The 18,538-nt window shown below is 63.7% G+C and carries 12 protein-coding genes; 9 read left to right on the forward strand and 3 right to left on the reverse strand.

Features of this window, described 5'->3' with window-relative positions:
- Window positions 1-40: 40 nt before the first annotated feature.
- Complete coding sequence (locus tag B3D39_RS00385; RefSeq protein WP_286789267.1) at window positions 41-6,883, reverse strand: peroxidase family protein; 6,843 nt, start codon at window positions 6,881-6,883, stop codon at window positions 41-43.
- Between the two features lie 254 nt (window positions 6,884-7,137).
- Here B3D39_RS00385 and B3D39_RS00390 point away from each other — a divergent pair, with 254 nt between their 5' ends.
- Both B3D39_RS00390 and B3D39_RS00395 read left to right on the forward strand, forming a co-directional pair.
- A complete protein-coding gene (locus tag B3D39_RS00390; RefSeq protein WP_274962151.1) occupies window positions 7,138-8,622 on the forward strand; it encodes a sensor histidine kinase in 1,485 nt (494 codons plus the stop codon).
- A gap of 197 nt (window positions 8,623-8,819) precedes the next feature.
- A complete protein-coding gene (locus tag B3D39_RS00395) occupies window positions 8,820-9,482 on the forward strand; it encodes a response regulator transcription factor (RefSeq protein ID WP_274962152.1) in 663 nt (220 codons plus the stop codon).
- Between the two features lie 39 nt (window positions 9,483-9,521).
- Here the strand turns inward: B3D39_RS00395 and B3D39_RS00400 are convergent, their stop codons facing one another.
- Window positions 9,522-10,295 carry a 3-hydroxybutyrate dehydrogenase gene (locus tag B3D39_RS00400; RefSeq protein ID WP_078520656.1) on the reverse strand — a complete coding sequence of 258 codons (774 nt, stop codon included), beginning with the start codon at window positions 10,293-10,295 and terminating at the stop codon, window positions 9,522-9,524.
- A gap of 318 nt (window positions 10,296-10,613) precedes the next feature.
- Here B3D39_RS00400 and B3D39_RS00405 point away from each other — a divergent pair, with 318 nt between their 5' ends.
- The 7 genes from B3D39_RS00405 (at window position 10,614) to B3D39_RS00430 (ending at window position 17,424) form a co-directional block, all read left to right on the forward strand.
- A complete protein-coding gene (locus B3D39_RS00405; RefSeq protein WP_274962153.1) occupies window positions 10,614-12,440 on the forward strand; it encodes an extracellular solute-binding protein in 1,827 nt (608 codons plus the stop codon).
- Window positions 12,437-12,556, forward strand: a complete 120-nt coding sequence (locus B3D39_RS20630) for a lipoprotein (protein WP_338113616.1) — start codon at window positions 12,437-12,439, stop codon at window positions 12,554-12,556. Before B3D39_RS00405 ends, B3D39_RS20630 begins: the two co-directional genes overlap by 4 nt.
- 133 nt (window positions 12,557-12,689) lie before the next feature.
- Window positions 12,690-13,013, forward strand: a complete 324-nt coding sequence (locus B3D39_RS00410) for a hypothetical protein (RefSeq protein WP_078520654.1) — start codon at window positions 12,690-12,692, stop codon at window positions 13,011-13,013.
- A gap of 142 nt (window positions 13,014-13,155) precedes the next feature.
- Window positions 13,156-14,676, forward strand: a complete 1,521-nt coding sequence (locus B3D39_RS00415; RefSeq protein WP_274962154.1) for a class I adenylate-forming enzyme family protein — start codon at window positions 13,156-13,158, stop codon at window positions 14,674-14,676.
- The gene (locus B3D39_RS00420) at window positions 14,673-15,320 is read left to right on the forward strand and encodes a DsbA family oxidoreductase (protein WP_286789268.1); all 648 of its coding nucleotides are present in this window, start codon (window positions 14,673-14,675) and stop codon (window positions 15,318-15,320) included. Before B3D39_RS00415 ends, B3D39_RS00420 begins: the two co-directional genes overlap by 4 nt.
- 140 nt (window positions 15,321-15,460) lie before the next feature.
- Window positions 15,461-16,681, forward strand: a complete 1,221-nt coding sequence (locus B3D39_RS00425; RefSeq protein WP_274962156.1) for a multidrug effflux MFS transporter — start codon at window positions 15,461-15,463, stop codon at window positions 16,679-16,681.
- 68 nt (window positions 16,682-16,749) lie between these two features.
- A complete protein-coding gene (locus B3D39_RS00430) occupies window positions 16,750-17,424 on the forward strand; it encodes a class I SAM-dependent methyltransferase (RefSeq protein ID WP_274962157.1) in 675 nt (224 codons plus the stop codon).
- Here the strand turns inward: B3D39_RS00430 and B3D39_RS00435 are convergent.
- On the reverse strand, window positions 17,396-18,538 hold a 1,143-nt coding region (locus B3D39_RS00435; RefSeq protein ID WP_286789269.1), incomplete at its 5' end, for a TRCF domain-containing protein. The two genes, B3D39_RS00430 and B3D39_RS00435, sit on opposite strands and share 29 nt — an antisense overlap.

The raw sequence follows: 18,538 nt of genomic DNA on the forward strand, positions 1-18,538 counted from the left end.
AAATCACGCCCGGCGGACCCCTCCGCCGGGCGCTACCCCCTTAGTTCACCCCGTTGAAATCAGAGGCGTCGAGCATGTGACGGCCCGCGATGTCGATCTCGAAATCGGCATCCAGATCGTCGTCGACATTGCCCGCGACAATCGTGTGCTCGCCGTCGTCGCGCATCTCGTAGGAGACGCGCAGCTCGCCCGCGGCGCTGAAATCGCCCGCGGCGAACAGGACGAAGGATTGCGAACCGGCCGCGCCCTGATCGGCGTCGATCCCGCTCAGGTCGATCTTGTCGCCCGGTGCGAAACCGTTGATCCGGTCGCCATCGGCATCGGCCGCGGAGTTGAACACGAAGGTGTCGTGGCCGCCGCCGCCATCCATCACGTTGACCGCGCTGTTGGCGATGATCGTGTCGTCGCCGCTGCCGGTGATGACATTAGAGAAGCTGTAGATCTGATCCGCGGTCTCGCCGATCATCACCTGACCATGGCCGTTCGTGCCGTGGCCAAGATCGACCTCGACCGAGGCCTGGATCGCGGCGTAATCGAGCGTATCCGAGCCCTCCCCGCCCCAGTAGCTGTCGGCCCCGTCGTCTTCGGTCGCGATCACCGTGTCGTCGCCGTCATCGGCAAAGACCATGTCGCGGCCCTTGCCAGCCTCGATCACGTCGTCGCCTTCGCCGCCGAAGAGACGATCCGCGCCCCCGTCGCCGAAGATCATGTCGTCGCCTTCGTTGCCGAGCGCATTGTCCGCGCCGCCGCCTGCGAAGATGACGTCATTGCCTTCCATGCCGATGAAGGTCTCGGCGGTGTCGTCGCCGACCAGCACCAGCCCGTCGGGCATCGCGCTGTCGGAGCCGTCATCGCTGCCGCTGCCGCTATCCGAGCCGTCCGGGTTCGTATTGTCCGGACGCGCGCCGTGGCGTGCATCGACAAGCACGTCCTGCGACCGCGTCCCGCCGACCAGAACGTTATCGCCGCCGCCACCGTGGAAGACGATGCGGTGATCGGATTCGAGTTGCGAGATGTCCACGACATCGTCGCCATCATCGCCGTTCACCGTAATCGTCGAGTAGTTCAGGCTGGTGCCGGTGAAGTCGCCTACGATTTCGACATTGTCGCCGCGCCGCCCGCCGGTATTGCCGCCGTCGAGCCCGCCATTGCCGTTATCGGCGGTCACGTCGAGCGTGTTGATCGTGATCTCCTCGATATTGGCAAGCTCGGCGATCACCTCGCCATCGCGGGTGATGACGATTTCGGCGGCCGCGTTCTGCACCGTGATATTGGCCGCCATCGCAGCCGCGACAGTGTAGATCACGAAGTTCTCGCGGGTGTTGTTGCCGGTGACGACGAAGCGATCGCCCGCCGCACCATTGGCCCCGCCATCCACGAAATCGCGCCCGTCGGGCCGTTCCGGCTGGTTGCGACGCAGATTGGTCACGTTCCAGACGATGGTGTCGTTGCCATCCCCGCCGGTAATCGTGTCATTGCCTTCGCGACCGTAGATCGTGGTGTCATTCGTCGCGCCGGTCAGGTTGATCACCTCGTCCGTCGCATCGCCGGTGACGATATCGAAGGTCTCGGTGACCTGCGTACCCGACGCGTCGGTCGCGCGGATCGTAGCGGTGAGTGCCTCGTTGTCGCCGAGCCCGCCCTGAATGCGCACCTGATCGTCATTGAAGCCGCCAAGCCGCACCTCCGGCGAGCCGGAAAGCAGCTCGTAGGTCGCCTGACCGCCGAAGGGCACATCCGCGCTCAGCCGGGCGATGGTGCCGCCGCCACTGCTGCCGGTCGCGTTCCACATGATGTCCGACATCGGATCGGGATTGAGCGAAATCGTCTCGCCATTCGCGAACTCGGCCCATTCGACGCCGACGAGGATATCCACCCCATCGGTCGCGACCGGGTTGCCCTGATTGTCGGTGCCGTTGCGCAGATCGGTGATCTTCACCGCCTGCTGGCCGTTCATCGAGATCAGCTCGATCCGGTAGTCGTCGCGGTTGCCGGTATAGAGCGCGGTGTCTGTTCCCTCCGTCCCGGTATCGCCGAGGATATGGCCCAGCGAGCCGTCCGAGAACTGAACGCGGGTGTCGCCCGTGCCGTACCAATCCTCGATGAAGCCGGTCACGGTCACGCTCTGATCGTGACGGTTGTCGCCGATCCAGTAGAGGTTCGAGTCCACGATCACGCTGTCGCCGAAGATGAAATCGGCCTGCCCCGTGGTCTCGTCGCCGCCATCGCCCAAGCCGGTCAGCCGGTCGTCCCCGCCGCCGCCTACGAGATAGTTGTTCATCCCGTTCGAGCCGATGCCGTTCTCATCCGCGCCGGTCAGATCGTCATTGTATTGCGAGCCGACAAGGCCTTCGAGGAAGGCATATTGGTCCATCAGGACCGAGCCGGTGCCTGCGTTGTTCGAAGTCTGCAGGTTCGCGACCACGTTGATATAGGCGTCCTCGTAGGAGCCGATATCCATGTCGCCCTCTGTGCCGTCGCCGTTGAACTCGATCACCGGGTTGAGCTGCGCGGGGCTGTCGCCATTGAGACGGTCGCCATCGTTCGCGGTCGGGCCGAGGCCCCCTTCGAGCAGGTCGTTGCCCGAGCCGCCGTTGATGTTGTCGTCGCCCACGCCGCCGACCATCCAGTCCGCGCCGTTGCCGCCGAACATCTCGTCGACGCTGTCGCCGCCATCCATGTAGTCGTTGCCGTCACCGCCCATCATCAGGTCGGTGTCGCCCTCGCCATAGAGCCGGTCATCGCCATCGTCGCCGAAGACCTCGTCGATGCCGTCGCCGCCATGGACCTCGTCATCGCCCGCGTTGCCGTGCGAGGTGTCGAGCACGCCGGGGCCCGCAAAGATCGTGTCATTGCCGTTCCCGCCGAGGATGAAGTCGTCATTCTCGTAATCGGTGATGTAGTCGTCGCCGTCGCCGCCATAGATGTGGTCGTTGCCCTGCGCGCCTTCGATGCGGTCGTTACCCTCGTCGCCATAGAGCACGTCATCGCCCAGAGCCCCGACGATGAAGTCATCGCCCGAGAGGCCGATCACGGTGATATGGCCGTCATTGGCCGGACCGCCGGGGATGCTCTCGGTCAGTTGGACGTTGTCGAAGAGCGTGTACTGGCCGGTGCCGTCGGTCTCGACCACGATGCTCAGGCCCAGGCCCGCGAGATCCGCAGGCACAGCACCGGTGCTCAGGGTTACCATGTCCCAGGCATCGTCCGTCGTGACGTCGTCGTCATCGAGCGGCGGCGCGAAAACGACGCTGGCCAACACGGTGCCATCCGAGGCCACCAGTTTGACCGTGCCGCCGGTCGCGACATAGCCGATCTTGTCGCCAACCTTGAGCGTCAGAGTGTAGACATTTCCCTCGACGAGGTCCGTGCCGGTGTCGGCTTTCATCGATGCATTGCGGCCAAGCTGTGCGACCTGCGTGCCTTCGGGCAGGAAGGGCACCGCAGCTTCGGTGGGCGCCCAGGTGCCGCCTGTGCCGTTGAGGGTCCAGCCCTCGATCGCCCCATTGAGATAGGTGCCGCGCGCATTGGTCGGGGCTCCCGCCGCGACGAGATCCTGCGCCTCGAAGCCACCATTTGCGAGGGCCACGTCGCGCACCTCGTCGGGCAGCCGCTCCAGCGTCGCGTTGAAGTAGTCGTTGTCGCCATAGGCGTCATCGACACCCAGCAGACCGTCGCGCGCATTGTCGTGGTAGTCGCCATTCGAGGTCGTCCCGTCGAGCACATAGGTTGCCGAGGGCGTGGCGAAGGCGTCCGGGATATGCTCCAGCCCGGTGGTGCGCATGATCAGATGGGCGAATTGCTCGCCGATGATCTGATCGCCCAGATGGTGGCCGACCGGCATCCGGTAGAGGTAGTAGAAGCGGTCGCCATCCTGCAGGCGCTGGGTGAAGTCCAGCATGATGAAGCTGAAGGTGGTGCCCAGCGGGCCGTCGAACATCGCCTGTTCGGCCAGACCGCCGACCCAGAGGTCGATATCCCAGAACCCCTGATCGCCCTGCCCGCCCGAGAGCGACCAGCCCACACCCGGCGTATAGGTCGGCTCTCCCGAACCGCGCATGAACATCAGCGCTTCGTCATGCAGCGGATCGGACGCATCGGCTGCGGCATCGAGGATCGCCTGCGCCGCAGCGCGGATTTCGTAAAGCTCGCCCGTGCCCGCCTGATAGGCGTCGCGCGCGGCTTGCAGCCCGAAGGTGCCGTCCTCGTCCCGCCCATAGGCGGCGATGAAGTTCACCAGCGATTCCGGCGTGCGCAGATGCGCCCCGAAATCTTCCCAGCTGTGATAGGGCGCGATGCCGGAGCCGTTGGTATTGTTCGAGGTGTTCTGGGTCAGCCCGTCGAAGACTTCCATGCGCAGCTCGTTCAACGTCGGCAGGCCGACATCGCGACCGCGCGCGATATTCAGCGCGGGCAGATCGAGCGGCACACCCACCAGCGACTGTTGCAGCGCGGCGGTGACGAATTCGTCCATCTCGTTGCCCTGCTGGGTCAGCAGACCCGCGGCGATACCGGACGCGCCATAGACGTCGTATTGATCGGGGTTGAGGAAGACGTCGAACAACCCCTTCTCGACATAGGTCGGCACGTAGCCCGGCTCGCCCGGATTGACGCCCGCCTCGTCGGTCACTGCGATCTGGACGGTCTCGCGCAGCTGCGAGTGACCCAGACGGAACACGGCCTGCGCGAATTCGAGGCTGATATTGAGGTTGATATCGGCCGAGTAGGACACGAATTCCGGCAGCGCCGGGTAGAGCGTGCCCATGTATTGGTCGACCGCGATGTGGTTGTATTCGCTCTCGGTGATGATGCGCGCGGCCTGATAGACGCGCTCGCCATCCCAGGTGAGGCTGTCGACGATGGCCTGCACCGCCGCGTCGTCGGTCAGATCGGTCCCGGCCCAGCTGTCGAAGGTGACCTGGTCGATATCCACCGCCAGCCAGCCTTCATTCGCCGCATCCGTGCCGTTCAGCCCGTCGATATCGCCGCTTGCGATCGCATCGCGAACCGCCGACATCATGACGTTTTGCGCCTGGATGTTGTGCTCTTCGTGGAAGACGTGGTGCACCGAGGTCAGCGTGATGTTCTCGTTCACGCGGCCATCGCCCGAGACCTTGTGACGGGCCAGAAGCGCGTCATCGTAGGTGAAGGCGCCCGCATTCGGGTCCGACGCCGGGTCGAGCTCATTGCCCTGGAAATCGGCGCCCGGCGCGGCGCCATGCGCGATATCCAGAAGGATCGCCTGATTGGTGGTGCGCACCTCGCCGATATCGGCCGCGGCGCATTTGCCCTCCATCGCATCCTGCAGGGTCCAGCGCACGAAGGGGTCGTAGCCCGCAGCTGCCACATCGGCGAAGGAGGTGTAGGTCATGCCCCCGATCTCGATCCCGGTCGTGGAAGCGATCGCTTCGAGATCGGCGATGCTCTGATCCGAGCGGAACAGGAAATCGCTCTGCGGCGTGAAGTTCATCCGCCCGATCGCATCTGCGTTGATCCACGGGCAATCGAGCACATCCGTGTCGACCAGTTCGATCCCGATCCGAGCCGCGTTGACCTTCATGTCGGCCCAGGTCGCCAACTCTTCCTTGCCCGTGACCTCCGTCCCATCGGGTGCGACTGCCGCCCCCGTCGAGACGTCGAGTTCCACCAGATTGCCATTCGCATCCGGGCGATGGACGATCCCGTCCTCGGCCCCGGTGATCAGCTTGCCGGTGAGGATGCCATTGGCATCGTATTGGCGCAGCAGCACGTTGACCGCCTCATGCGAGCCGTAGGTCTGACTCTGGTCGATCATCAGGCCGGTATTGTTGTTGTAGAGCGGCGTGACACCCGGCAGCAGGTTGCCGTTCTCGTCGAAATCCGTATCCGGGTTCGACAGTTTCGCGCGGCTCAACATCATCATGTTCGAGACGCCCGGGATATAGGCCGGGTTCGTCGCGATCATCTCCGGAACGTTCGGCGTGGTCGCCGCATCCACGTAATCGGGGTTCGGCGCATACATCGGATCAATGTAAAGCGGATCGTTCGGGCTCAGCGGGATCATCACCACGCCGCCGGTCTTCTGGATGAAGTCCAGACCGTGATCGAAGAACTGACCGAAGGCCACGAACCACTCGTTATAGGTCACGCCGCCGAGGATGCCGGGGTTCGGCATGAAGGCGGTGGTGATGTCGCCCACGACGGAGTTCGACACGTCCACCGCCGAGCCGCCCAGATTGTTCATCGCGGCCACGGCGGCCGGGTTGTAGTTCGGATCGGTCATGTCGACATTCGAGCTGGTGATCAGCTGCGAGATCAGGCGCGGGGTGGAATCCACCACGACCGAACTGTTGAGAATGTCGAGCGTCGAGCCGTCCGAGCCGAACTGGTATTCGGCCTGCGCATCCGACATCGCCACCATCATCGACATTGCATCGACGGTGGGCGTGTAATCGGGATCGCCGGGCATGTTCCCTGCCCCATCCGCCACGAACATCGAGGGCGACATCGACATCGGGTTGTCGACCAGCACCTGCTTGGAGGTCGCGACATAATCGGGATCGTCGGGAAGACGGCCCTCGCTGTCGGGCAGCACCAGCGTCACCCACATCTTCTGCACGGTGGCGTAAGAGGTGCCGTATTCAGGCTCGGTCGGGTGATTGGTGGTGAACATGCGCAGGAACTCGGTATCGGCCTGCCCCCAATCGGGATGCACATTGCCGCCGGTCCAGACGATGGTGCCATCCGCGCCGACGGTATAGCCGCCCGCGAGGTTGTTGTTATAGCCCGACACTTCGCGCACCCCGTTCGGGTCGAGCGCGCTCGTCAGTCGGGAATAATCGTTCAGGATATTTGCTTGTTGCAGCAGATAGTCGAGATCGGCTCCAGCCAGTTTGATCGTCATGTCAGCCCCCTAAGACCAAATCGGGCCGCATTGCGGTCCCGTGTCACACCCATCGCCGGTGCTTGGCTCATTAGGAGGCTGTACGAGACGGCACTTACCCCTGTGCCTCGCCTCGCGCCGTCACCCCCCACAAGCACGGCGCTTTTTCCTGCCTTCCATCAGGCCAGCAAATCGAGGGGGCGAAAATTGTCTTAGGTCGAACGAGATTCTCCCCTATGGTCGGGAACGCTCCTCGCCAAAGGACGCAAGAGACTATGGGACAAAGGTCTAAGAGCGATGCGACCAAGGTCGGGGGTTTGGGGGCCCCGGACCCGGTGCAGACGGTGCGAAACCCGTTGCGCTGGTTTCTGGGGTTTTCGCTGTCGCTGCAGTTTCTCGTGGGGCTTGGGCTAGTGCTGAGCCTCCTGCTCGCCTCCCTCGCGTACTGGATCAACAACCGTGCGACGACGCGGCTGCTCGATGCCTCTGCCGACACCGCCGCCTTCTACATGCAAAACCTCTTGCAGCCGCATGTGCAGGCGCTGGGCCGATCGGAGGCCCTGCTCCCCGAGGATTTCGCAGCCCTGGATGCGCTCGCGGAGGGGTTTCGTAAACAGGGCAATTTCCTCGCCATCAAGATCTGGAGCCGCGAAGGCAAGCTGGTCTTCGCACCCGAGACCGGGCATGGGCACGTCCTGCCCGACGACGAGATTTTCGAGGCGCTCAAGGGGAAGGTCTTCGGGCGCTTTCCCGATCTGGAAGACGCCGCCCATGATGCCGAACGCGCGCTGGGCGTGCAGCTCTATGAGATCTACGCCCCGCTGCGCGATATCGAGACCGGCGCTATTCTGGCGGTGGGAGAGTTCTACCAGAATGCCGACGTGGTCCGGGGTGCGCTGCTGACCTCCGCCAAGACGACCTGGCTCTTCGTCGGCCCGCTCGCGATCATCGTCTTCACCATGCTGTTCCTGATCGTGCAGCGCGGCAGCCTGACGATCGAGCGCCAGACCGTCGAGCTGCGCCGTCAGTTCGCCGAGCGCGAGCGTCTGCTGCTGGGCAATTCGCAATTGCACCGCTCGATCGCGGAGGCCGCCCAGAACGCCGCCAATATCGACGAGCGCGCAAAACGGCGCATCGGGGCGGACCTGCATGACGGGGCGTGCCAGCTACTGTCCTATCTGGTGCTGGAGATCGACCGGCTGGAGCATATGATTCGTTCCCCCGGTGCGACCGATGAGCCGAAAGCAGCCGGAATTGTCTCGGAAATCAAGAAAGTCGCGCGCAAGACGATGGAGGAAATCCGTGCCATCTCGGGCGGATTGGTCGCGCCGCAATTCGACGCCGCGCCGACGCTTGCCGCGCTGATCGAAACGCTCGCCACGGACCATGGCCGACGCAGCGGAGCGCAGGTCACACTCGCGCTTGCGCCGAACGCGCCGGAGCTGACCGAGACGACGCGGCGCACCTTGGGGCGGATCGTGCAGGAAGCCCTCGCAAACGCCGCGCGTCACGCGCCCGGCTCAAGCCAGAAAATTGAAACCTATCAAGAAGATGGCTCATTCGTCCTGCGCATCTCCGACAGTGGCCCGGCCCCCGGCCACACCATCGAGCAAGAGCGCGAATACCGCGAGGGTGGGCTTGGTCTGCCGGGGATGCAATTCCGGGCGCAATCGCTTGGCGGAACGCTCGAATTCCGGCGTCTCGAGCCGCAAGGCGCGGAGGTGGTTTGCCGCATCCCACTCGCTCCAGACGCCCCCTAAAGGTGACGCGAACGTAATCCTATCGGTCTATAGCGATAGTCAGATCGGACTATTCTGTAAGCGTCTTTCTTTATTGTGTTTCTTCAGGACACCTTCATTCTAATGGTCCGGGGGAAGACGGATTTCGCGGCATTCCGGACGGCATGACTGTCGCGCGTTGGGGAACGCGGTCGCGGGATCGTTTAAGGGGTATTTCCATGTCTGATTTCGTGCCGACGACGGCCTGTATTATCGATGACCATCCAATTTTCCGGCAGGGGCTGTGTGCCGTTCTGCAAGACGCGCTCGGGATCGACGTGATTGATCAGGGCAGTTCCGCCATCGACGCGATCGAGCTTGCCCGAACGCGCAGGCCGGACTTTATGATCCTCGATCTCAGCATGCCCGGCGGCGGGCTGAACGCGCTGCGCAAGATCATCGACCACGACCCGTCCATGCAATGCATCCTGCTGACCGCCTGCGACGAGCCTGCAACCGCGATCGAAGCGATGAGCGCGGGCGCGAAGGGCTATATTCTCAAGGGCGTGGGTGTCTCGGAGCTGCAGGCCGCGATCGACGCGATCTTGCATGGCGGCACCTTCGTATCGCCCAGCTTCGCGGCGGCGCTGCTGCAAGCCGCGCTCTCTGGGCAGGAGAAATCCGAGAGCGAGAACCTCACCCATCGCGAAATGCAGGTGCTGCGGGAGCTGGAGCGCGGCAAGACCAACCGCGAAATCGCCACGCGCCTCGCGATCAGCGAGAAGACGGTGAAGTTCTATATGACGAATATCATGCAGAAATACGGGGTGAAGAACCGCCTGGAGGCCGTGATCGCCCATCGTCAGGCGCATGAGCGCGCGCTCTCGTCGCGCCCCTATTGATCCGGCGGAGCGTACCCGCTCCGCCAGAGAATTTTCCGATTACAGCGCGGTCCAGCCGCCATCGACCGAGATCGTCGTCCCGGTGATCTGCGCCGCCGCATCCGAGCACAGGAACACGGCGGTGCCGCCGATCTGCTCCACCGTCGCGAATTCCTTCGAGGGCTGACGCGCGAGGATGACCTTCTCGATCACCTCTTCTTCGGTCATGTTGTATTCCTTCGCCGTGTCGGGGATCTGCGCCTCGACCAGCGGGGTCTTCACATAGCCCGGGCAGATCGCGTTGACGGTGATGTCTTCCTTCGCGGTCTCGAGCGCGGTGACCTTGGTCAGGCCCACAACGCCGTGCTTGGCCGAGACATAGGCCGATTTATAGGGCGACGCGGTCAGACCATGCGCGGAGGCGATGTTGACCACCCGGCCCCAGCCCGCCTTGCGCATCATCGGAAGCGCGACGGCGGTGGTGTGGAAAGCCGAGGTCAGCATGATCGCGATGATCGCATCCCATTTCTCGACCGGGAAGTCCTCGATCGGCGAGACGTGCTGGATGCCCGCATTGTTCACGAGGATATCGCATTTGCCCGCCTGCTCGATCAGCGCGCGCGCCTCGGCGCCTTTCGACAGATCGGCCTTGATGTAGCGTGCGGTGACGCCGAATTCCTTCGCGATATCGGCGGCGAGCTGATGGTCCTCATCGCGATCGGTGAAGGAGTTGATGACGACATCGGCGCCGGCCCGCGCCAGTTCGCGCGCGACCCCGAGACCGATCCCGGAATTCGACCCGGTAATGACGGCGGTTTTTCCCTGAAGCGACATGTTCTCTCCTTCGGTGGCGATAAGTTACGGATTCGCCGGGATCATGCCGTGCCGCGCCTGCGAACGCCATGCTGCAAGCGCAATACCGCGTGATATCGCGGTGAGGACCTTGTTTTCTTGGGGGATGACGTAAAAAAAGACGCCCGCGCTAGGGCGGGCGTCAAGTCATGAGGCAGGTTTCATACAGGCAAGAAACCTATCGAGCAGTGCATCCCTTATAAGCAATCCTGCGCCGCTCTCCAAGGGAAAAGTTTGCGCAGTTTCAAACCTCTCGCTAGCTTGGCGCCAATAAATGCAGGCAAGGCAGGGATTGTTAACATGACGAGATCGGTGTTTTTCCATTTACTCGGCGGGGCGCTTTTCGGGCTCGCCCCTGTATTTACAGGGATCGCTGCCGCGGAGCCACAACCTGCGATTGCAATGTATGGAGAGCCTGCACTTCCGACCGGCTTTACCCACCTGCCCTATGCCAATCCCGACGCGCCCAAGGGCGGCGAGATCAGATTTGGCGTGGCCGGCATGTTCGATTCGCTTAACCCGTGGATTCTGAACGGGCGCCCGGCGGAGGGAATCAGCCGCTATGTCGCCGAATCGCTGATGGGCCGCTCGATGGACGAGCCTTTCACGCTCTACGGGCTTCTCGCCGAATCGGTCGAGACCGATCCTGATCGCACCTGGGTGGAGTTCACCCTGCGCCCCGAGGCGAAGTTCTCCGACGGCAATCCGGTAACGGTCGCAGATGTCATCTGGTCCTATGAAACGCTCGGGACCGAAGGTCATCCGCGCTACCAGAACGCATGGTCCAAGGTCGAGAAGATCGAGAAGACCGGCGAGCGCAAGGTCCGCATCACCTTCAAACCCGAGGTGAAGGACCGCGAAATGGCGCTGATCATGGGGATGCGCCCAGTTCTGGAGAAAGCTCAGTGGGAGGGGCACAACTTCGCCTCCACCACCAACATGGCGCCGATCGGATCCGGGCCTTATGTCGTGGGCCGCGTCGATCCCGGCAAATTCATCGAGCTGAAACGCAACCCCGATTACTGGGGCAAGGATCTGGGCTTCAACAAGGGCCGGAACAATTTCGACACGATCCGCTACGACTATTTCGGCGATGGCGGCGTCGTGTTCGAGGCCTTCAAGGGCGGCGAGACCGACAGCTATACCGAATGGAACGCTGCCGACTGGGGCCGCAATTACAACTTCCCCGCTGTGCAATCGGGCGACGTGGTGAAATCCGAGATCCCGAACGGGCGTCCCTCGGGCATCAAGGGGCTGGTGATGAACACCCGTAACCCGGTCTTTGCGGATTGGCGGGTGCGTCAGGCGATGATTGACGCGTTCAACTTCGAATTCATCAACAAGACCATCAATGGCGGCGCGGAGCCGCGGATTTCCTCCTATTTCTCGAATTCCGAGCTGGGAATGAAGCACGGCCCCGCCGAAGGGAAAGTGAAAGCCCTGCTGGAGCCTTTCGCTGATCAACTGCCGCCCGGTACGATCGACGGCTATACGCTGCCCACCTCCGACGGCGGCGTGCGCAACCGCAAGAACATGCGCGCCGCGGCGAAGCTGCTGGAAGACGCGGGCTGGCAGGTCGATAGCGACGGCGTGCTCAAGAAGGACGGCAAGCCCTTCACCTTCGAGATTGTGCTGCAGCAAGGCGCGGCCGAGACCCAGAGTATCGTCGATATTTATACCGAGGCGCTCAAGAAGCTGGGGATCTTCCCGAAAGTGACCGTGATCGATGACGCGCAATATACGCAGCGCACCAATGCCTATGATTTCGACATGGCGTGGTACTGGCGCGCGCTGTCGCTGTCGCCCGGTAACGAGCAGAACCTTTATTGGGGCTCGAAAGGCGTGAAAGAGCCCGGCTCGCGCAACTGGATGGGCATGAACTCCCCCGCCGCCGAGGCGATGGTCAAGGCCATGCTCGACGCCAAAAGCCACGAGGATTTCGTCGCCGCGACCCATGCGCTCGACCGGGTGTTGACTGCAGGTCGCTATGTCATCCCGATCTGGTATGCCCCGGTTGACCGCATCGCCCATATCAAGCAGCTTCACTACCCTGAGAAGACCCCGCTATACGGGGCATGGCCGGGTTTCCAACCCGATGTCTGGTGGTATCAAGAGGCAGGACAATGAAAAAACTCATCCTTCTGGCAGCAGTCGCTGCGGCATTGGCGGGCTGCAACACGGTGGCCGGCGTGGGCGACGACATCTCGGGCGGTGCGCGCTCGGTGCAGGGCTGGTTCAGGTAACCTCCCGGAACTGATCACGATATGGAACCGTGCGAGGTATCTTTGCCTTGTGCCTTGCAAAGCCCCCCGGGCGTCCCTTTCTCAGACATAGGGCCGCCCGTGAGACGAGCCGCGAAGAAAAGGATCAAAAGCGATGAAATGGCACCATATCGAGGAAAACTGGGCGGCATTTTACGAGGCGATCGTGGACAAGTGGCCCGAAGCCGACGAGGCCGAACTTGACGAGATCGACGGCGATCAGAAGGCCTTCATCCGGTATATCGCCGAGCTGACCGAACAGGAACCGGCCGACGCGCGCGACGAAATCCGCGACTGGATGCGGGGCGAATTGCCCTCCGACGTGGTCATGGACCCGACCCATGACGGTCATTCGATTGCGCTGTCGGCGAAATATGTCGGCGAGGGCGAAGACGAATATGACGACGACGCCCGCTTCGGCGACGACGACGAAGAGTGAGCGTCGCGCGCATGACCTAGGTTGAACGGGGCTCTGCCCCGCGGCTCCGCCGCTCCCCGGGATATTTTCGCCAAGGCGAAGCGAAAGTGATGTCGGCGCGTTCGGGCTTGCTCGGGCGCGTGCTGCGTCCTAGCTAGGCTGCATGGATTCCGTTTACCGCACAGACCCGATCCCCGACCCGCCAAGCGCCTTCAACATGGCCGCACATGTTTTGGCGGCGGGGTCCGCGACGCCCGACAAGCTGGCGATGCAGATCGTGAAGCCTTCCGGCGCGCAGCGCTGGTCCTATGGGCGGCTGATCGCGGCGGTGCGCGGTGCTGGGTCTCTTCTGTTGGAGACAGGGCTCACGCCCGGCGACCGCGTGATGCTGCGGCTGGGCAACGGGCCGGAATTTCCCATCGCGTTCCTTGGCGCCATCGCCGCCGGTCTGGTGCCGGTGCCGACCTCGGCGCAGCTGACCGAGGCCGAGATCACCAAGCTCGCCGCCGATCTCGATCCGGCGGCTGTCGTGGCGGGCGACGGGATCGCCCTGCCCGATCATCCAGCGCGCGTGATCCCTGCCGAAATTCTGCGCAAGGCCGAGGACGCCGCGCCCTGCGACTACGCGATGGGCGATCCGAACCGCCTCGCCTATATGATCTTTACTTCCGGCACGGGCGGTTCGGCGCGCGCGGTGATGCATGCGCATCGTGCGATCTGGGCGCGGCAGATGATGTATCGCGGCTGGTATGGCATGGGGCCGGACGACCGTCTGATGCATGCCGGCGCCTTCAACTGGACATACACGCTCGGGACCGGGTTGATGGATCCGTGGACGCTGGGCGCGACCGCGCTGATCCCGGCGGACGGGGTGGAGCCGCGCAGCCTGCCCCTGTTGCTCAAACGGTTCGACGCGACGATCTTCGCTGCTGCCCCGGGGGTCTATCGGCAAATCCTGAAACATCACGAGACGCTGTCGCTGCCGAAGCTGCGCCATGGGCTGAGCGCGGGCGAGGCACTGCCCGAGCCCACGCGCATGGCCTGGAACGCGGCGACGGGCACGAAGGTCTATGAGGCGCTCGGCATGTCGGAATGCTCGACCTTCATCTCGGGCAGTCCCGATCATCCCGCGCCGCCCGGCACCTGCGGCTATCCGCAGGCGGGCCGCCATGTCGCCGTGCTGGGCGAGGATTGGCAACCGGTGCCGCGCGGCGAGCCGGGTCAGCTTGCGATCCACGAGAGCGATCCGGGGCTTTATCTGGGCTATTGGAACGCCCCCGAGGAGACGGCGGCGCGCCGTGTCGGCCCGTGGTTCGTGACCGGCGATACGGTCTCGATGGGTGAAGACGGTGCGATCACCTATCTCGGGCGCGGCTATGATATGATGAACGCGGGCGGCTTCCGGGTCTCCCCGATCGAGGTCGAAGAGGTCATGCATGACTGCCCCGGCGCGGGCGATGTGGCCGCCGTCGAGATCGCGGTGAAGGCCGATGCCAGCGTCATCGCGCTCGCCTATACGGGCGATGTGGAAGAAGACAGTTTGCGCGCCCATGCAGAGGCGCGGCTTGCACGTTACAAGCAGCCCCGCCTTTACGCCCATATCGCCGCCCTGCCCCGCAACCGTAACGGCAAGGTGCTGCGCTCGGAGATCCGCGCCATGCTGCAACAGGAGGTCACCTCATGATCACGCTCGATATTTTCGCCGATCCCGTTTGCCCGTGGTGCTTCATCGGCAAGGCGCGCCTCGACCGGGCCTTGGCGCAACGTCCCAACCCCCCGTTTCAGCGCGCCTGGCAGCCGTTCGAGCTGAACCCGACGATGCCGCCCGAGGGCATGGGGCGCGCCGATTACCTGCAGGCGAAATTCGGTCAGGACGGGGCCGCGAAGATGCATGTGCAGCTCCTCGAGATCGCCGAGGCCGAGGGCTACGATTTCCACCCCGAGCGCGTCACGCATCAGCCCAATACCCGCAACGCGCATCGCCTGCTCCATTGGGCTGGGCTGGAAGAGCGTCAGGAGGACGTGATGGAAGGGCTGCTGGCCGCGCATTGGCGCGACGGGCGCAATATCGGTGACTCGACTGTGCTGTGTGAGGTGGCGGAGGCCGCGAAGATGGATCCGCGACTGGTGGAGCGCCTTCTGGCCTCGGATGCCGATATCGACACGATCGTCGCCAAGGAGGCGCATGCGCGCGAGCGCGGGATCAACGCGGTGCCCTCGGTCGTTGTCGCCAATGCGCATCTCGTGAGCGGCGCACAACCGACCGAGCTGTGGCTGCAGGTGATCGACGAGTTGTCCGGCGCACCCTCCGACGCAACGCAGCACTGATCCACGTTCCGCGCGCGTAGCCCCCAGGTTCACTCTCGCGTGAGCGCACAGGGGGCTGCGCGCCCGGCCCTCTGGCCAAATCGGCGCAGCTCCCTATGCTCGCGCTTCGAATAAATCCGACTTTCGGAAAGTCCCCCAGAATGTCCCAGATCTCTGACGCGCCCCGGGCGCGCACGCCTCTTTCGCTGCCCGAACTGACGGTCATGCTCGCCTCGCTGATCGCGACGGTCGCCTTCTCGATCGACGGGATGCTGCCGGCCCTGCCGCAAATTGCGGAGGAACTGAGCCCCGATGCGGTCAACCGCGCGCAGTTGGTTTTGACCTCCTTCGTGCTGGGCATGGGCGTCGGCACGCTGTTTGCCGGGCCGATCTCGGATGCGCTCGGGCGTCGCAAGACCATCGCAGGCGGGATCGCGATCTACATGGTCGGGGCATTCGTCGCCGCCCACGCGCAGAGCCTCGAGGCGCTGCTGGCGGCGCGGGTGCTGCAGGGGATCGGCGCCTCGGGGCCGCGGATCACCGTGATGGCGCTGGTGCGCGATCTGTTTGCCGGGCGCGAAATGGCGAAGATCACCTCCTTCATCATGATGATCTTCATCCTCGTGCCCGCCGTGGCGCCGTCGATCGGCCAGCTCGTGATCGCGTTTGCGGGCTGGCGCGGCGTGTTTTGGGCCTTCATGGTCTTTGGCTGCGTCGGCGTGAGCTGGCTGATGATCCGGCAACCGGAAACGCTCGCCCCCGAGGATCGCCGCCCGTTGAACGTGTCGAAGCTGCGCGCTGCGGCGCTGGAGGTGATCACCCATTCCGATGTGCGGCTCTATATCGTGACGATGACGCTGGGTTTCGGGCAGATGTTCGCGCTGCTGTCGACCGCGCAACAGCTTTACGCGGCGCATGGCGTGACCGACACCTTCCCGATGTGGTTCGCCATTGGCGCGCTGATGGCGGGCACCGCCACGATCTTCAATGCGCGCTACGTGATGCGGCTGGGGATGCGCAAGATCGTCAAGGGGACCTATATCTCTCAGGTGGCGATCTCGGCGGTCATGCTGGTGCTGGTGCTTAGCGGGCTGACCGACGGCGCGTCGGGCTTCCCGTTCATCTTCGTCTATTCGGTCTCGGTCTTCGCAATGGCGGGCCTGACCTTCGGGAACCTGAACGCGCTGGCGCTGGAGCATATGGGCCATATCGCCGGCATGGCGGCCTCTATCGTGGCCGCGATCTCGACGGTGGGCGCGGTGGTGATCGCAGCCCCCGTAGGGCTGTCCTTCAATGGCACGGCGCTGCCGATGGTGATCGCGACGCTGACCTGTTCGACCCTCGCCTGGTGGCTGATCCGCAAGACGCAGGAGACCGACTGACGGGGCTTTACGCACGGGGGCAAAGGGCGCATACCCGCGCATCTTTCCCCGGTCCCGAGTCGCTCCCGATGTCCTCGCCCTATGCCCGCCCCGGGTTCTACGATGAGGCGCTCGCCAAGGGCCGCCACCGCGACATCGTGGGCGGGCGCTGGGACGAGACGGGCCGTGCGCAGATGGCGGCGCTCATGGATCACGGGTTGCGGCCCGATCATGTGCTTCTCGATATCGGCGCGGGCGCGTTGCGGCTTGGCTGCAAGGCGGTGCCCTATCTGGAGCCGGGCCATTACTGGGGTACGGATGCCTCGCGCGCTCTGATGCTGGCGGGCTATGCGGCGGAGCTGGATGCCCGCGAGCGTCTCGATCCTGTGCAGCTGGTGGAGGATGCGGATTTCACCTTCGCGGGTGTGTCCGACACGATCACCCATGCCATCGCCTTCGGCGTATTCCCGCATCTTGAGAGCGACGCAATTGCACGCTGTCTCAATGGGTTGCGGCGCTTTCCTCAACTGGAGTGCGTGCTGCTGACGGTGTTCCTCGCGCCTGACGAGGCGACCAGTCACCGCCAGAAGGACGGCGTCGTCACCCATGCCGCCCGAGCGCCCTATCACCTCTCGGAAGCGGCCCTCTACGCAATGGCGGACGCCTCAGGCTGGAGCCTCACCCGCGACGAGAGGATGCTGCCGCGCGGACAGGTTATGTTCCGCGCGGAGCCGCTCAGGCCTTCGCCTTCTTCGCCTCGATAACCTTCTCGGCGAGATCGCGGGCAATCGCGAAGGCGCCCTTGATCTTGTCCTTGTCGTTCTTCCAATCGCGGCGAATGACCAGCTTGTTGTCCTTCACCTTGGCCAGATCGCGCTGCGCAGTCAGGAATTCCACGAGACCCTGCGGGTTCGGGAATTTGTCGTTGTGGAACTGGACCGTCGCGCCTTTCGGACCGGCGTCGAGTTTGGCGATCATCGCGCGTTTGCACATCGCCTTGATACGGACGACCAGAAGCAGCGTGTTGACCTCTTTCGGAAGCTCGCCAAAGCGATCGATCAGCTCGGCTGCGAAGCCTTCCAGCTCGACCTTGGTGGTTAGGCTCGACAGGCGACGATAGAGGCCTAGGCGCACGTCGAGATCGGGGATGTAGCTGTCGGGGATCATCACGGGCACCCCGAGATTGATCTGCGGCGACCAGTCGCCATCCGCCGTCTCGGTCAGCTCGCCCGATTTCAGCTTCGAGATCGTCTCTTCCAGCATCGACTGATACAGTTCGTAGCCGACCTCGCGGATATGCCCCGACTGTTCCTCGCCCAGAAGGTTGCCCGCGCCGCGCAGGTCGAGGTCCTGGCTCGCAAGGTTGAACCCCGCCCCGAGGCTGTCGAGCGAGCCCAAAAGACGCAGCCGTTTCTGCGCCTGCGGCGTCAGCGGCATCCGCGGCTTCGTCGTCAGGTAGCAATAGGCCCGAGTCTTCGCGCGGCCCACCCGGCCCCGGATCTGGTAAAGCTGGCTGAGGCCGAACATATCTGCGCGGTGGATCACCATCGTGTTCGCGGTCGGAATATCGAGGCCGCTTTCGACGATCGTCGTCGCCAGCAGCACGTCGTATTTACCATCGTAAAACGCGTTCATCCGGTCATCGAGTTCGCCCGCGGCCATCTGGCCATGCGCCACGAGATATTTCACCTCGGGCACGTGGGTTTGCAGAAATTCCTCAATTTCGGGAAGATCGGAAATCCGCGGCACGACATAGAAGCTCTGCCCGCCCCGGTAATGCTCGCGCAGCAGCGCCTCGCGGATGGTGACGGGATCGAACTCCGACACGTAGGTGCGGATCGACAGGCGGTCGACGGGCGGCGTGCCGATGATCGACAG

The sequence above is a fragment of the Thioclava sp. UBA3469 genome, assembly GCF_002378135.1.
Lineage (GTDB): Bacteria > Pseudomonadota > Alphaproteobacteria > Rhodobacterales > Rhodobacteraceae > Thioclava > Thioclava sediminum.

Bases quoted from the DNA above. Each gene is read 5' to 3' on its own strand.
- B3D39_RS00405 (WP_274962153.1), top strand. From the start codon at position 10,614: ATGACGAGATCGGTGTTTTTCCATTTACTCGGCGGGGCGCTTTTCGGG.
- B3D39_RS00390 (WP_274962151.1), top strand. From the start codon at position 7,138: ATGGGACAAAGGTCTAAGAGCGATGCGACCAAGGTCGGGGGTTTGGGG.
- B3D39_RS00400 (WP_078520656.1), bottom strand. From the start codon at position 10,295: ATGTCGCTTCAGGGAAAAACCGCCGTCATTACCGGGTCGAATTCCGGG.
- B3D39_RS20630 (WP_338113616.1), top strand. From the start codon at position 12,437: ATGAAAAAACTCATCCTTCTGGCAGCAGTCGCTGCGGCATTGGCGGGC.
- B3D39_RS00420 (WP_286789268.1), top strand. From the start codon at position 14,673: ATGATCACGCTCGATATTTTCGCCGATCCCGTTTGCCCGTGGTGCTTC.
- B3D39_RS00410 (WP_078520654.1), top strand. From the start codon at position 12,690: ATGAAATGGCACCATATCGAGGAAAACTGGGCGGCATTTTACGAGGCG.
- B3D39_RS00430 (WP_274962157.1), top strand. From the start codon at position 16,750: ATGTCCTCGCCCTATGCCCGCCCCGGGTTCTACGATGAGGCGCTCGCC.
- B3D39_RS00415 (WP_274962154.1), top strand. From the start codon at position 13,156: ATGGATTCCGTTTACCGCACAGACCCGATCCCCGACCCGCCAAGCGCC.
- B3D39_RS00395 (WP_274962152.1), top strand. From the start codon at position 8,820: ATGTCTGATTTCGTGCCGACGACGGCCTGTATTATCGATGACCATCCA.
- B3D39_RS00425 (WP_274962156.1), top strand. From the start codon at position 15,461: ATGTCCCAGATCTCTGACGCGCCCCGGGCGCGCACGCCTCTTTCGCTG.
- B3D39_RS00385 (WP_286789267.1), bottom strand. From the start codon at position 6,883: ATGACGATCAAACTGGCTGGAGCCGATCTCGACTATCTGCTGCAACAA.